The sequence below is a fragment of the Streptomyces sp. NPDC046303 genome (assembly GCF_055588085.1).
In genome coordinates this window covers 45,282-58,075 of the sequence record NZ_JBVJFA010000029.1, presented here as the reverse complement: position 1 = coordinate 58,075, position 12,794 = coordinate 45,282, and the positions used below count along the sequence as shown (strand labels likewise).

The 12,794-nt window shown below is 72.4% G+C and carries 13 protein-coding genes; 1 reads left to right on the top strand and 12 read right to left on the bottom strand.

Annotated elements, in window-relative coordinates:
- Positions 1-20: 20 nt before the first annotated feature.
- The 7 genes from ACZ6I1_RS26580 to fabG all read right to left on the bottom strand — a co-directional run bounded on the left by ACZ6I1_RS26580 (position 21) and on the right by fabG (position 8,020).
- Positions 21-1,076 (bottom strand): HAD-IIIC family phosphatase, encoded by a 1,056-nt coding sequence (locus tag ACZ6I1_RS26580; RefSeq protein ID WP_469291225.1) that lies wholly within the window; start codon positions 1,074-1,076, stop codon positions 21-23.
- A 3-nt stretch (positions 1,077-1,079) separates the two neighbouring features.
- The gene (locus ACZ6I1_RS26575; protein WP_469291223.1) at positions 1,080-2,258 is read right to left on the bottom strand and encodes an acyl-CoA dehydrogenase family protein; all 1,179 of its coding nucleotides are present in this window, start codon (positions 2,256-2,258) and stop codon (positions 1,080-1,082) included.
- 21 nt (positions 2,259-2,279) lie between these two features.
- Positions 2,280-2,534 carry an acyl carrier protein gene (locus ACZ6I1_RS26570; protein ID WP_069924400.1) on the bottom strand — a complete coding sequence of 85 codons (255 nt, stop codon included), beginning with the start codon at positions 2,532-2,534 and terminating at the stop codon, positions 2,280-2,282.
- A 91-nt stretch (positions 2,535-2,625) separates the two neighbouring features.
- The gene (locus ACZ6I1_RS26565; RefSeq protein ID WP_469291221.1) at positions 2,626-3,477 is read right to left on the bottom strand and encodes a 3-hydroxyacyl-CoA dehydrogenase family protein; all 852 of its coding nucleotides are present in this window, start codon (positions 3,475-3,477) and stop codon (positions 2,626-2,628) included.
- Positions 3,478-3,492: 15 nt separating this feature from the next.
- On the bottom strand, positions 3,493-6,000 hold the full coding sequence (locus tag ACZ6I1_RS26560; protein WP_469291219.1) for an FkbM family methyltransferase: 2,508 nt from the start codon (positions 5,998-6,000) through the stop codon (positions 3,493-3,495).
- A 248-nt stretch (positions 6,001-6,248) separates the two neighbouring features.
- Positions 6,249-7,211, bottom strand: coding sequence for an aromatase/cyclase (locus ACZ6I1_RS26555; RefSeq protein WP_469291217.1), 963 nt, complete (start codon positions 7,209-7,211; stop codon positions 6,249-6,251).
- A gap of 23 nt (positions 7,212-7,234) precedes the next feature.
- Positions 7,235-8,020, bottom strand: coding sequence for a 3-oxoacyl-ACP reductase FabG (gene fabG, locus ACZ6I1_RS26550; RefSeq protein ID WP_469291215.1), 786 nt, complete (start codon positions 8,018-8,020; stop codon positions 7,235-7,237).
- A 211-nt stretch (positions 8,021-8,231) separates the two neighbouring features.
- Between fabG and ACZ6I1_RS26545 the strand changes: the two genes are divergently transcribed.
- A complete protein-coding gene (locus ACZ6I1_RS26545) occupies positions 8,232-8,684 on the top strand; it encodes a nuclear transport factor 2 family protein (protein ID WP_469291213.1) in 453 nt (150 codons plus the stop codon).
- A 39-nt stretch (positions 8,685-8,723) separates the two neighbouring features.
- Here ACZ6I1_RS26545 and ACZ6I1_RS26540 read toward each other — a convergent pair whose 3' ends face one another.
- From ACZ6I1_RS26540 to ACZ6I1_RS26520, 5 genes are all read right to left on the bottom strand, one after another.
- Positions 8,724-9,635 (bottom strand): MBL fold metallo-hydrolase, encoded by a 912-nt coding sequence (locus tag ACZ6I1_RS26540; protein ID WP_469291211.1) that lies wholly within the window; start codon positions 9,633-9,635, stop codon positions 8,724-8,726.
- Positions 9,636-9,637: 2 nt separating this feature from the next.
- On the bottom strand, positions 9,638-9,901 hold the full coding sequence (locus tag ACZ6I1_RS26535) for a phosphopantetheine-binding protein (protein ID WP_469291209.1): 264 nt from the start codon (positions 9,899-9,901) through the stop codon (positions 9,638-9,640).
- Positions 9,902-9,954: 53 nt separating this feature from the next.
- A complete protein-coding gene (locus ACZ6I1_RS26530; protein WP_469291207.1) occupies positions 9,955-10,221 on the bottom strand; it encodes an acyl carrier protein in 267 nt (88 codons plus the stop codon).
- A gap of 66 nt (positions 10,222-10,287) precedes the next feature.
- Positions 10,288-11,532, bottom strand: coding sequence for a ketosynthase chain-length factor (locus ACZ6I1_RS26525; protein WP_469291205.1), 1,245 nt, complete (start codon positions 11,530-11,532; stop codon positions 10,288-10,290).
- The gene (locus tag ACZ6I1_RS26520) at positions 11,529-12,794 is read right to left on the bottom strand and encodes a beta-ketoacyl-[acyl-carrier-protein] synthase family protein (protein WP_469291203.1); all 1,266 of its coding nucleotides are present in this window, start codon (positions 12,792-12,794) and stop codon (positions 11,529-11,531) included. The genes ACZ6I1_RS26525 and ACZ6I1_RS26520 overlap by 4 nt, the downstream gene beginning before the upstream one ends.

Here is a 12,794-nt window from a genome sequence, read left to right as displayed (position 1 = left end):
GGGGGAACGGGGCGCGCGGGTCAGTTCCCGAGCGTGACGTCCATGTACGGGGGGAACTCGGGGATGCGGGAGAAGTCGTTCTCCAGGACCGAGATGTCGCCCTTCTTCGCGATCTCGCGGAAGCCGGCGAACTTGTAGGTGATGTACATGGTCCGGTTGCGGTCGGTGGGGACGAACTCGGCGCGCAGCCTGGCCCCGGCCCGGTGGGCCTCGCGGATCAGGTGGCCGAGCAGGACGGATCCGACGCCGCGGGACATGACGCGGCAGGACATCAGCAGCAGCTTGACGGTCCACACGTCCTGGCCGCGCTCCACGAGCGAGAGGCCGATCTTGCCGTAGGTGCCGTACTTGTCCTCCAGGCCGGCGACCAGCAGGTCGTGGTCCGGGGAGCGGCGGAAGGCGTCCAGCTCCTCGTAGGAGTAGGTGTAGCCGGTGGCGTTGAGCTGGTTCGTACGGACCGTCAGCTCCTCGGCGCGCTGCAGGTCGCGCTCCTCGGCGGGGCTGATGGTGAAGCGCATGCCGAGCGAGGCGAGGAACTCCTCCGAGGTGCCCTCGTGGGACTCCTCGGCGGCGTTGCGCTGCGCGTCGGCCCGGTAGAGGTGGCGGCGCTCGCGAGAGTCGGCGGTGACGAACCGGGGGTGCATCTCGGGCAGGTCCGGGATGCCCGCGGCGTCGAGGGCGTCGATGCAGCGCACCTGGGGGTGGGCGAAGGCGACCTCGTCGCGTTCGAAGGGCTGGTCGTCGACGAAGGCGAGGGTGTCGATGCCGATGTTGATCGCCTTGGCGACGGCCTGCACGGACTCCGACTTGTTGCCCCAGTTGATCTGCGGGTAGAGGAAGTACTCGGCGATGCCGAACTCCTCCAGCTTGGCCATCGCCGCGGCGTGGTCGTTGCGGCTGGCGACGGAGTGCAGGATGCCGCGCTCGTCCAGGATCCGCAGGGTGCGGACCACCTCGGGGCGCAGGGTGACCTCGGCGTCCTCCAGCAGGACGCCGTCCCAGACGGTGTTGTCGAGGTCCCACACCACGCACTTGACGGTGGTGGTCTTGGGGGTCGTCTCGGTGGTCGTCGTCATCGGTCACTCACTTCCACGGGCTGCGGCGGCGGGGGTGCGGCGGAACGGGGCCCGCTCCTGGAAGGCGTACTCGGCGAGGCCGGCCTGGTGGAGCTGGGAGCTGCCCTCGATGACCTCCATGACCTTGGTGTCACCGAGCAGGCGCTGTACGGGGTAGTCGGGGCCGCAGCCGTTGGCGCCGTGGATCTGCACGGCGTCGGTGGCGGCGCGGGCGGCGGCGGTGGAGGCGAAGTACTTGGCGGTGGAGGTCGCGGCCAGCGCCCCCGGGTCGCGGGCGTCGCGCAGCCGGCCCGCCTCCAGGCACAGCAGCCGGGCCGCCCGGGAGGAGGTGTACATGTCGCTGATCATGCGGCGGACCAGCTGGTGCTCCCGGATGGGTACGCCGAACTGGACGCGCTCGGCCGCGTAGTCGGTGGCGGCGTCCAGGCAGGCGTCGAGGATGCCGACGCAGCCCCAGCCCACCGTGTACCGGCCGAGGTCCAGGGCCGCGCCGGTCACGTGGGAGACGCCCAGGCCCGGCCGGGCCAGCAGGTTCTCGCCGGGGACGCGGCAGTTGTCGAAGTACACGTTCGCGGTCATCGAGGCGCGGATGCCGATCATGTCCTCGATCAGCTCGGTGCGCAGGCCGGGGGTGTCGCGTTCGACGAGCAGGGCGGTGGGGCCCTGCTCGCCGCGCCCGACGACGAGGAACAGGTCGGCGGTCTCCCCGTACGTGATCCACTTCTTGTGGCCGTCGAGGATCCAGTCCCCGCCGTCGCGGGTGACCCGCGTGGTGACGGCGGAGGCGTCGCTGCCGGTGCCCGGCTCGGACACGGCGAGCGCGGCGATGCGCTCCCCGCGGGCGAGCCGGGGCAGCCAGGTGTCCTTCTGGGCGCGGGTGCCCCAGCGGGCGACGGTGTGCGCCACCATCGTGTGCACGGTCAGCAGACTGCGCAGCGAGGAGCAGGCGCGGCCGAGCTCGGCGGCGAGCAGGCCGAGCGTCACCGCGTCGCGGCCGCCGCCGCCGTACTCGGCCGCGACGTGCAGCCCGAGCAGGCCCTCGTCGGCGAGCAGCCGGACGGCCTCGGGCGGGGTGCGCTGGGCCCGGTGCCAGGCATCGGCGTACGGGGCGACGCGGCTGTCGGCGAAGGCCCGGAACTCCTTCTGGGCCTGCGCATGCTCCGCGGTGGGCATCGTCGTCATCTGGGGTCGGCTCCGCTCGGCCTACTGGGGGACCGACGCGGCCAGCTTGCGGCTGACGAACGCGTCGAGGGCGCTGATGGAGCGGAAGTACTCCAGCTCCAGGTCCTCGTTCTCGACGGTGATGCCGAACTCGTGCTCCACGAAGGAGACGAGCTGCATCGCGAACATCGAGCTGACGAAGCTGAGCTCGAAGATGTCCTGGTCGTCCTTGAGGTCCTGCACCGGGATGAAGCGGGAGAGGTACTCCGCGATCCTGGCCTTGTTGTCCGTGCTCATCTCGTTCCGTCCTGTCGTCTTCGGTGCGGGGAGGGGCGGGGGCGGCCGGTACGCACGCACGCACGCGCGCCCGGCCGGCCGTCCGGCGGTGTCAGCGGTACGTGTGGAATCCCTGGCCGCTCTTGCGGCCCAGCAGGCCGGCGGCGACCATCTTCTTGAGCAGCGGCGCCGGCCGGTACTTGCTGTCGTTGAAGCTCTCGTAGAGCACCTCGACGGACTTCAGGATGGTGTCGAGACCGATGAGGTCGGCCGTCTCCAGCGGGCCCATCTTGTGGTCGAAGCAGGTCTTGAAGATGCGGTCGACGTCGGCCGCGGGGGCGACGCCGTCCTGCACGAGGAAGACGGCCTCGTTGATGGTGAGCATCAGGACGCGGTTGGAGACGAAGCCCGGGACGTCCTCGACGACGATGCACTCCTTGCCGAGCTCCGCGAGGAAGCGGCGGGCGGTGTCGATCGTCTCGGGGGTGGTGTGGTGGCCGCGGATGACCTCGACCATGGGCTTGAGCGGCACCGGGTTCATGAAGTGCATGCCGACGACGCGCTCGGGGCGGCTGGTGACGGAGCCGACCCGGGTGATGGAGATGGCCGAGGTGTTGACGGCGAAGACGACCTCGGGCCGGCAGATCCGGTCGAGCTCCTTGTAGACCTTCTCCTTGACCGCCCATTCCTCGGTCACGTTCTCGACGACGAAGTCCGCCTTGGCGAGCAGCTCGTAGTCGGTCGTGAACTCGATCTTCTCGAAGACCTCGGCGGGGTCCACCCCGGCCTTGCGGTTGAACATCGCGAAGGTCCGCAGGCTGCTGCGCAGCTCCTTGCGCGCGTTCTCGAGGATCTCCTCGGAGACGTCGACCAGGACGACGCGGTGGCCGGTCTGGGCGAGGTTCTGCGCGACGCCGACGCCCATGACGCCGGCTCCGACGACTCCTGCTGTCGTGAATTCCATTGGTGGTCGACTCCGTTAGCGTGCGCCGCGTACGGCGTAGATGTTGTGGATGTCCGTGCCGGCGTACAGCTCGTCCTGCTCGGCGTGCGCGGTGAAGCCGCGGCTCTCCAGGAGCGCGACGAGCCGGGCGACCTCGCCGTCCGCGTCGTGCGCCTCCAGCACCATCTGCTGGATCTTGGGCCAGTCCTCGTCGGCGATGCCGTCGATGACCTGGCGCTCGCTCTTCTGCACGTCGATCTTGATGAGGTCGATGCGCTCGATGTTCTGCTCGCGGATGACCGCGCTCAGCGGGCGCAGCTTCGCGGTGAACTCGATGGCCTCGAAGCGCACGTCCATGAGCTCTTCGGTGTACTCGGCGAGCTGGTCGGCCGCCTCGTCCCCGCCGGCCTCGCGCTGGTTGGCGATGATGGTGCGCAGGTTGTGCTTCTCCTCCGCCTCGTCGGGGTGGAAGGAGGACATGCCGGAGCTGCGCGGGTAGAACGTGAACTGCGCCTCGGACTCGGTGTCTGAGATGCCGATGTTGAACAGCCGGGCGTCGGCGCCGTGCTCGGCGACGTTGCGGCTGAGCAGCTCGAACAGCGGCGGGGCCGGCTCGAAGGTGTAGACCGTCACGTCCTTGGCCTCGTAGTGCGCGAAGAGCGTGAACAGGCCGATGTTGCCGCCGACGTCGACCACGGTGGCGCCGTCGGGGAGGGTGATCCCGTTCTTGGCGTAGACGCGGTGGTCGAAGATGTCCTCGTAGAAGTGGAGGGTCTCCGCCTCGTTCTGGTGGGAGATCATCAGGCCGTTGGGCAGCCGGAAGCGGGCGAGGGAGCTTCCGGTGTGCGAGGAGCCGGAGCCGTCACCGGCCAGTGCCTCCTGCGGGTCCCGGCCGGCGCGCAGCGCGTCGATGGCGGTCGCGGTCCGTGCGAGGGTCGCCCACTCGTAGATCTGGCGCAGCGTCGGCTCGACGGAGAAGGCGCGGGTGATGCGCAGGATCAGACGGGTGGCCAGCAGCGAGTTGCCGCCGAGCTCGAAGAAGGAGACGTCCCGCGGGAGCTGCTCCTCGGTCTTCAGCAGCCGGGCCCACAGGGCGTGCAGCTCCTGCTCGGTGGCGCCCGGCTCGCCCTCGGCGGCGGTGGCCGGAGCCGGGGCCGGGGCGGTGGCGCCGTCCGTCGCGAGGTCCTGGGCGGGGTGGACCGTCCAGTCCACGGCGCCGCCGGCCAGCCACAGCCGGCCCAGCGCCTTGAGGGCGACCGCGGTGTCGGAGCGGCGCTCCAGCGGGTGGCGCATCGAGGCGATGACGGAGCCGTTGCCGACGCCGCGGACCTCGGTGGCGAGGCTGGCGAGGGTCTGGCCGGGGCCGGCCTCGAGCAGGACGTGCTCCTCGCCGATGGCCCGCAGGCCGTCGGCGAAGCGGACCGGGCTGACGAGGTGGCGGGCCCAGTAGCGGGGGTCGGTGGCCTGCTCGTCGGTGATGAGCCGGCCGGTGACGTTCGAGACGTACGGGATGCTCGGCGCGTTCAGCGTCAGGGTCCGCGCGAGCGCGGTCAGCTCGTCCGCGATCGGCTCCATCATCGTGGAGTGGAAGGCGTGCGTGGTGGCGACCCGGCGGTTGATGACCTCGCGCGTGCGCAGGGAGGCCTCCAGCGCCGCGATGTCCTCCTCGGGGCCGGCGACCACGCAGAACGCGTCACCGTTGACGGCGGACAGCGAGAGGTTCGGTCCGAGCAGGGCCACGACGTCCTGCTCCGGCAGCATCACGGCGAGCATGGCGCCCTGCGGCAGCGCGTCGATGAGCGCGGCGCGGCGTGCGACCAGGGTCAGCGCGTCCTTGAGGGAGAGCACCCCGGCCAGCGTCGCGGCGACGTACTCGCCCAGGCTGTAGCCGGTCAGGACGGCCGGGCGGGCGCCCCAGCTGCGCCACAGGCCCGCGAGGGCGTACTCGATGACGAAGAGCGCCGGCTGGGCCAGCTTCGTGGCGTTCAGCCTGCGCTCCTCGGCGCTGACCGGTCCGCTGTCGCGGCCGAGCATGCGGCGCAGGTCCATGGCGGGCGCCTTGGCGGCGTCGCCGGCCGGCTCCGCGGCGGCCTGCCCGGCGGCGGCCGGGAAGATCACCTCGCGGATGTCCAGGCCGAGGTCGGGGGCGAGCAGTTCGGCGCAGCGGTCGACCTCGGCGCGGAAGACGGGGAAGTCCCGGTACAGGTCGCGGCCCATGCCGAGGTAGTGGTCGCCCAGGCCCGGGAAGAGGAACGCCAGCGGCGCGGCGGTGGCGCCGGTCTCCTTGGCGCCCAGCTCGGCCGGACCCTCGGGGCCGGTCAGGACGGCGCCGCGGTGCGTGCCGGAGGCGGCGCCGGAACCGACGGTGCGCCGGGTCACCGGGGCGGCGGCGGCCTGGGCGGCCGCGGCCTTGAGGGCGGCGAGTCCGGCGTCGAGGGAGGCACCGTTGGTCCCGCTGACCAGGTCGAGGTGGAAGGGGAGCTGACCGGTCGGCGGACCCGCCGCTTCGTGCCTCTCCTCGGCGGTGATCGTGTTGGGGGTCATACCTCTCCTTGGGTGTGTCGGAAAACCGGGCGAACGGCCGACGCGCGGCCGTCCAGGCCAAAACAGCGGGCGCCGAAGGTGCACGCAAAGCAACCCCGGCCTGGGGGACCGGGGCTGCACATGTCTGAGGAGCGCCCGCGTGCCGCCCTGGTATCTGTCCGAGGATTCCGTCGGGACCAGCCTGGTCAGGACTGCTCGAGCAGAGCCGGAGCAGCGGTGGACGCGGTCACGGGGATCCGGCCACAGCACTAGGCGGCGCGGGTCGCGATACGGGACTCTGCGTAGGACTTGGCGAGGTTCAGGGTCGCCGTGCTGTTGCGGCCGAGCGCCTCGCGGACGTAGCGGCGGCATTCGGCGATGCCGGCCTCGGGGCCGAGGACCCGGGCGATGTTCTCCTCGCGCAGCACGACGCTGTGCTGTGAGGTGACGGTCACGCCGGTCGCGTCCTCGACGAGCGACCACTCGCCGGTGTGGGCCGACATCAGCAGGGGCGTCGCCGTCTGCTTGTAGACGATGCGCCGGGCGTGCGGGAAGCAGATCCGCACCGACTCGGTGGTGTGGGAGCTGCCGTCGGCGGTCAGGGTGTCCATGGACATCACCTGCACGCCCGGCTCGGGTTCGGTCAGGTCCAGGCGCGATACGTGCGGGACCAGCGCGGGCCAGTCCTGGACGCGGTGCAGGAACGCGTAGACGTCGTCGGCCGGGCCGTCCACCCGTACGGAGTCCTCGAAGGACATCACCAGGTCGTCGAGGCGCTCCCAGCCCTCGGCGAGCTGCTTGATGTTGCCGAGCTCGGCGCGGCTGTTGGTGTCGGTGGCGCTCTCGACCCAGGCTGCGGAGTCGGCGTCGTCGCCGGCGACCGTGAAGTCGTGCAGCAGGACCAGGCGGCAGGAGGCCGCGCCCCGCGGTTCGGCGATCCAGGTGCCGCCCATCGACTCCAGCGGGGAGGCGGGCACTTCCTGGCGGAACTCGATGCGGCGCTGCGCCACGTCCAGGGTGCGCCGCGAGGTCCAGGACTTGATCTGGCCATTGGCGGTGGCCCACATGCGCAGGTGCTCGCGGGAGCCGTCGGAGTCCAGCTGCTCGACGTGGACGTTGGGCGGGAAGTACAGCGGCCACTTGGCGGCGTCGGCGATGAGACCGTAGACCACTCCGGCGGGGGCGTTGACGGTCACCTCGTGCGTCGTGCGGTGCACACGCTCAGCGGGCATCGTGGGAGTTCCTGCTTTCCGGATCAGAAGGTGCCGAGGCCGCCGCAGACGTTGAGCGCCTGCGAGGTGATGGACGAGGCCGCTTCGGTGGTCAGGTAGCCGACCAGGCCGGCCACCTCGTCCGCCGTGGAGTACCGGCCGAGCGGGATCTTCGCGGTGAACTTCTGCTTGATCTGCTCCTCGGAGGTGTCGTACGCGGCCGCGTAGCCGGTGCGCACGCGCTGGGCCATCGGGGTCTCGACGTATCCGGGGCAGACCGCGTTGACGGTGATGCCGGTGGGGGCGAGCTCGTTGCCGAGCGACTTGGTGAAGCCGACGACGCCGTGCTTGGAGGCGGAGTAGGGGGCGCCGAGCACCACGCCCTGCTTGCCCGCGGTGGAGGCGATGTTGATGATCCGGCCGTACGGGGCGCCCTCGAGGCCGCCGTTCTTGAGGACCTCGCGGGTCAGCAGGAAGACGCTGTTGAGGTTGGTGTCGATGACGTCGTACCAGAGTTCATCGGTGAGCTCGGCGGTCGGACCTCCGCCGCTGCGGCCGGCGTTGTTGACGAGGACGGAGATCGGCCCGAAGGCCTCGACGGCGGCGGCGACCAGGGCCTTGACGGACGCGGGGTCGCGGACGTCGGCGGCGGTGCCCTCGACCTCCAGGCCCTCGGCCCGCAGGTCCTCGACCGTCTGCTTGACCTGCTGCTCGGTGCGGGCGCAGAGGAAGACGCGGTGCCCGCGGCGGGCGAGATCGCGGACCACGGCCAGGCCGATCCCGCTGGTACCCCCGGTGACCAGGGCTACCCGCTTCGTCTCTGTCGTCATCGGTGTCCCTCCAGAACGGCGTTGATGGTCCGACCGTGTCCTGGACCCCTCGAAGCCCGCACGAACCCCGCTTGAGGACCGGTCGCGGACGGCGCGGGCAGGCCGCGGGCGGCCGCGGGCGGTCGCGGACGGCAGCCGGATCGAGGCGTCTTCGAATCCCGCTCGACCCGGAGCGGCGAGGGTGGGGACACTCACCAGATCGGAGTCCTCCATGACCCTCCAGGCCGGCATCGGACAGCAGGCCGCCGCGGCCTTCGGCGCCCTCTACGCCGAGGTGCAGCAGTTCTACGCGCACCAGATGCAGCTGCTGGACCTCGGTGAGGCACAGCGCTGGGCCGGGACGTTCACCGAGGACGCCACCTTCGACGTGCCGACGCTGCCGGAGCCGGTGCGCGGCCGGGCGGGCCTGGTCGCGGCGACCAGCCGGGCCGCCGCCCAGCTGACCGAGGCGGGCCAGCGCCACCGTCACTTCATGGGCATGTTCGACGTCTCCGAGCACCCGGACGGCACCGTGCACGTCCGCTCGTACGCGATCGTCTACGCCTCCGACATCGGCGGGGACTCCCGGGTGCACCGGGTGTGCGTGTGCGAGGACGTCCTGGTGCGCGTCGAGGGCGCGCTGCAGGTCGCCACCCGCCGGGTGACCCGCGACGACCTGTCCTGAGCGGCTCCGGCCGCGGGCGGGCCCGGGCCGCGGGCGGGCTCAGGCGTGGCAGGCGGGCAGCCCGCCGTTGAACTCGGCCATCTCCCGGAAGAGGGCGCCCACGTCGAGCGGGGCCCCGGGGGCCGCCCCGGCCAGTTCGGCGTACGCCCGGTGCAGGTTCGGTACGAGGCGCTCCGCGTCGAGGAGGTCCGCGAACGGGCCCGGGCCCGCTTCGGCGGCCAGCTCGAGCGGGGTCAGCCCGGCCGCCGCCCCGCGTGCGGCGAGCTCGGCGATCCAGCGGAAGTAGGCCTCGTTGGCGTCGATCAGCTCGGGTCCGCCGACCGGGCCGTGGCCGGGGACCACGGTCTCGGCGCCCAGGGCGCGCAGCCGTTGCATCGCGGCGAGGGATCCGGAGACGGATCCCATCAGGCAGAAGGGGGCGGCGTTCGCCATCAGCAGGTCGCCGGCGAACAGCACCCGCTGCTCGGGAAGCCACACGGCGGTGTCGTTGGTGGTGTGCGCGGCCGGTCCCAGGTGCAGCAGTTCGGCCCGTACGCCGCCGATGTGCAGGGTCAGCGCGTCGCGGTAGGTGACGTCCGGCAGCGCGGGTTCCAGGTCTCCCCAGCAGACGTCCGGCCACAGGCCGGTCAGGTGCAGTCCGGCCAGGTCCATCAGGGTGCGGGTCTGCTCGTGGGCGATGACCAGGGCCTCGGGGAAGAGGTAGTTGCCGAAGGTGTGGTCGCCGTGGAAGTGCGTGTTGACCAGGGCCCGCGGGGGCTCGGGGACCAGCCGCAGCACCTGCTCGCGCAGGCTGCGGGCGCGATGCTCGGTGGCGGCGGTGTCGACGAGCAGGCTCTGCCCGTTCGCGCCGGTGACCAGGCCCGCGTTGTTCAGGCACCAGCCGCCGTCGCCCTGGACGTACGCGTACACGCCGTCCGCGATCTCCGTGGTGGTGGCGACGGCGTCGTGCATGGCTACGCGGCCTCCACCTGCAGGCGGGACGCGTCCGCGATGAACTCGTCGATGGCCGCGACCGAGCGGAAGGCCTCCGGGTCCAGCTCGAACGCGTCGGTGTCGATGTGGTGGACGTCCTCCAGCCACGCGATCACCTTGAGCAGGCCGAGGCTGTCGACGAGGCCGGCCGCCAGGAGGTCGAGGTCCGCGTCCAGCTCATCGGCGGGGATGTCCGGCAGGAGCTCGCGGACCATGAACTCCTTGATGGCCTGGATGCGTTGCATGTCGGTTCTCCTCGGTGGGGTGGGTACGGGGCAGCCCGGCGCGGCCGGGCGGCTCAGGCGGTGACGCGGGCGGAGAGCACCCGGTTGACGAGCTCGAGGTACTTGCGGGGGGTCTCGGCCTCGTCCATGGCCTCCTCGTCGAGCGTGATCTCGTACTGCCGCTCGATGAGTCCGGTGGTCTGCAGGAGGGCCAGCGAGTCGTAGCCCAGGTCGACGAAGAGGGTGTCGAGGACGTGGTCGCCGGCCATGTCCACGCCCTCCTCCGTGCCGGCGCAGTCGCGCAGCAGGCGGGTCAGGTCGGTCAGCTCCATGTGCCGCATGGGTTCTCCTCTGTGTGGTTCGGGTGCGGGTTCGAGGTACGGGCCGGGCGCTGCGGGCGGGCCGCGTCAGGCGGCGCGGACCACGGCGGCGGCGTTGAAGCCGCCCCGGCCGCGGGCCAGCACCAGGGCGGTGCGCAGGGCGCTGCCGGCGCGCGGGGCGCCGGTGACCAGGTCGAGCGGGCAGTCGTCGGCGGGCCGCACGGTGCCGGTGGTCGGCGGGATGACCTGGTCGCGCAGGCTGAAGAGGGCGGCCGCGAGGTCCAGGGAGGCCCCGCCGGAGAGCAGTCGTCCGGTCATCGACTTGGGGGCGGTGACCGGCACCCCGCGCGGGCCGAACAGGTCGGTGATCGCCTCGGCCTCGGCGCGGTCCGCCGCGCGTTCGCCCGCGGCGTCGGCGAAGACCACGTCGACGTCGGCGGCGTCCAGGCCGGCGTCGGCGAGTGCGAGGCGGGCCGCGTCGGCGAGCCGGGGCGTGTCCGGGCCGTCGAAGGTGGCCGCGTATCCGGCGAAGGAGCCGTACGTACGGGCGCCGCGGGCGCGGGCCGCTTCGGCGTCCTCCAGGACGAGCAGGGCGCCGCCTTCGCCGACGACGTGGCCCGAGGCCTCGGCGTCGAAGGGCAGGTAGGCGCGGGCCGGGTCCGGGACCGGGCTCATCCGGCCCTCGGCCAGGTGCGCGGCCCAGCCCCACGGGCACAGTGAGGCGTCGACGGCGCCGGTCACCATGAGGGCGGCGCCCTTGCGGAGCTGGCGCCGGGCCTGGGCGACGGCGTCCAGGCCGCCCGCGCCCTCGGTGACGAGGACGCCGCTGGGGCCGCGCAGGCCGTGCCGGATGGAGATCTGGCCGGAGTTGACGGCGTAGAACCAGGCGAAGGACTGGTACGCGCTGACGTACTGGCCGCCCTTGCTCCACAGGGCTTCCAGTTCGCGCTGGCCGAACTCGTAGCCGCCGCCGGCGGAGGCGGTGACCACGCCCGCGGCGTACTCGGGCAGCTGCGCGGGGTCGGCGCCCGCGTCGTCGAGGGCCTCCTTGGCGGCGGCGAGGGAGAGGCGGGTGACGCGGTCGGTCTGCGGCAGCAGCCGGCTGGGGACGTGGTCCGCGTCGACGAAGCCCTGGATCTCGCCGGCGAGGCGTACGGGGTAGCCGTCGGCGTCGAACCGGGTCAGCGGCCGGATGCCGCTCTCGCCCCGCAGGACGGCGGCCCACCAGGCCTCGGCTCCCAGCCCGTTGGGGGCGGTGACGCCGATGCCGGTGAAGACGGCGGTGGCGGTCCGCGCCGGGGTGCCGGACGGGGCGGGTGCGGCGGCGCTCATGCGGCTTCCTTCAGGCTCGGGCGGTTCAGGACCATGGCGCTCTGGAAGCCGCCGAAGCCGCTGCCGACGCTGACGACGGCGTCGGTGCGCTGCTCGCGGGCGGTGAGCGGGGTGTAGTCCAGGTCGCAGTCCGGGTCCGCCTCGTGGAGGTTGGCGGTGGGCGGCACGGTGTTGTGCACGATGGCCAGGGCGCTGGCGGCCACCTCCAGGGCGCCGATGGCGCCGAGCGAGTGCCCGATCATCGATTTGATGGAGCTGACGGGCACCTCGTAGGCGCGCTGTCCCAGGCTGCGTTTGAAGGCGGCGGTCTCGTGCTTGTCGTTCTGCTTGGTGCCCGAGCCGTGGGCGCTGACGTAGTCGATGGCGGAGGCGTCCAGCCGGGCCTCGGCGAGCGCGGCGGTGATGGCCTCGGCCATCTCCGCGCCGTCGGAGCGCAGTCCCGTCATGTGGTAGGCGTTGCTGCGGCTGGCGAACCCGGAGACCTCGGCGTAGATGCGGGCGCCGCGGCGGCGGGCCCGCCCCAGCTCCTCGAGCACGAGCACGGCGGCGCCCTCGCCGAGGACGAAGCCGTTGCGGGTGCGGTCGAAGGGGCGCGAGGCGGTCGCCGGGTCGTCGTTGCGGGTCGAGGTGGCGCGGATCGCGTCGAAGCAGGCCACGGTGATCGGCGAGATGGGCGCCTCGGTGGCGCCGGTGACCATCACGTCGGCGGCGCCCTCGCGGATCAGCTCGGCGGCGTGGCCGACGGAGTCCAGTCCGGAGGTGCAGCCGGTGGAGACCAGCGCGACGGGCCCCTGAGCGCCGCTGTCCCGGGCCACTTCGGCGGCCAGGGAGCTGGGGGCGAAGTAGTCGTAGAGGTGGGAGGCGGCCCGGGTGGCGTCCACCGTCCAGCGCCGGCCCAGCTCGCTGACGGCCGCGTACTCGTGGTCGAGCCCGGTGGTGCAGCCGACGGCGCTGCCGAGGCTGACGCCGGTGCGCAGCGGGTCCAGCCCGTCGGTGACGCCGCTGTCGGCGATCGCCTCGCGGGCGCTGGTGAGCGCGAACAGGGCGGCGCGGTCCAGGCGGGCGGCCTCCTGCTCGTCGAAACCGTGGTCGGCGGGGTGGAAGTCGGCCTCGGCCGCGATCCGGGACCGGAAGGAGGACGCGTCGAACAGGGTGATGGCCCGGGTCGCCGTCCGGCCGGCCGTGAGCAGCTCCCAGAACGCCTTGGTGCCCACCCCTCCCGGGGCGACCACGCCGATTCCGGTGATGACTACCCGTCTCAT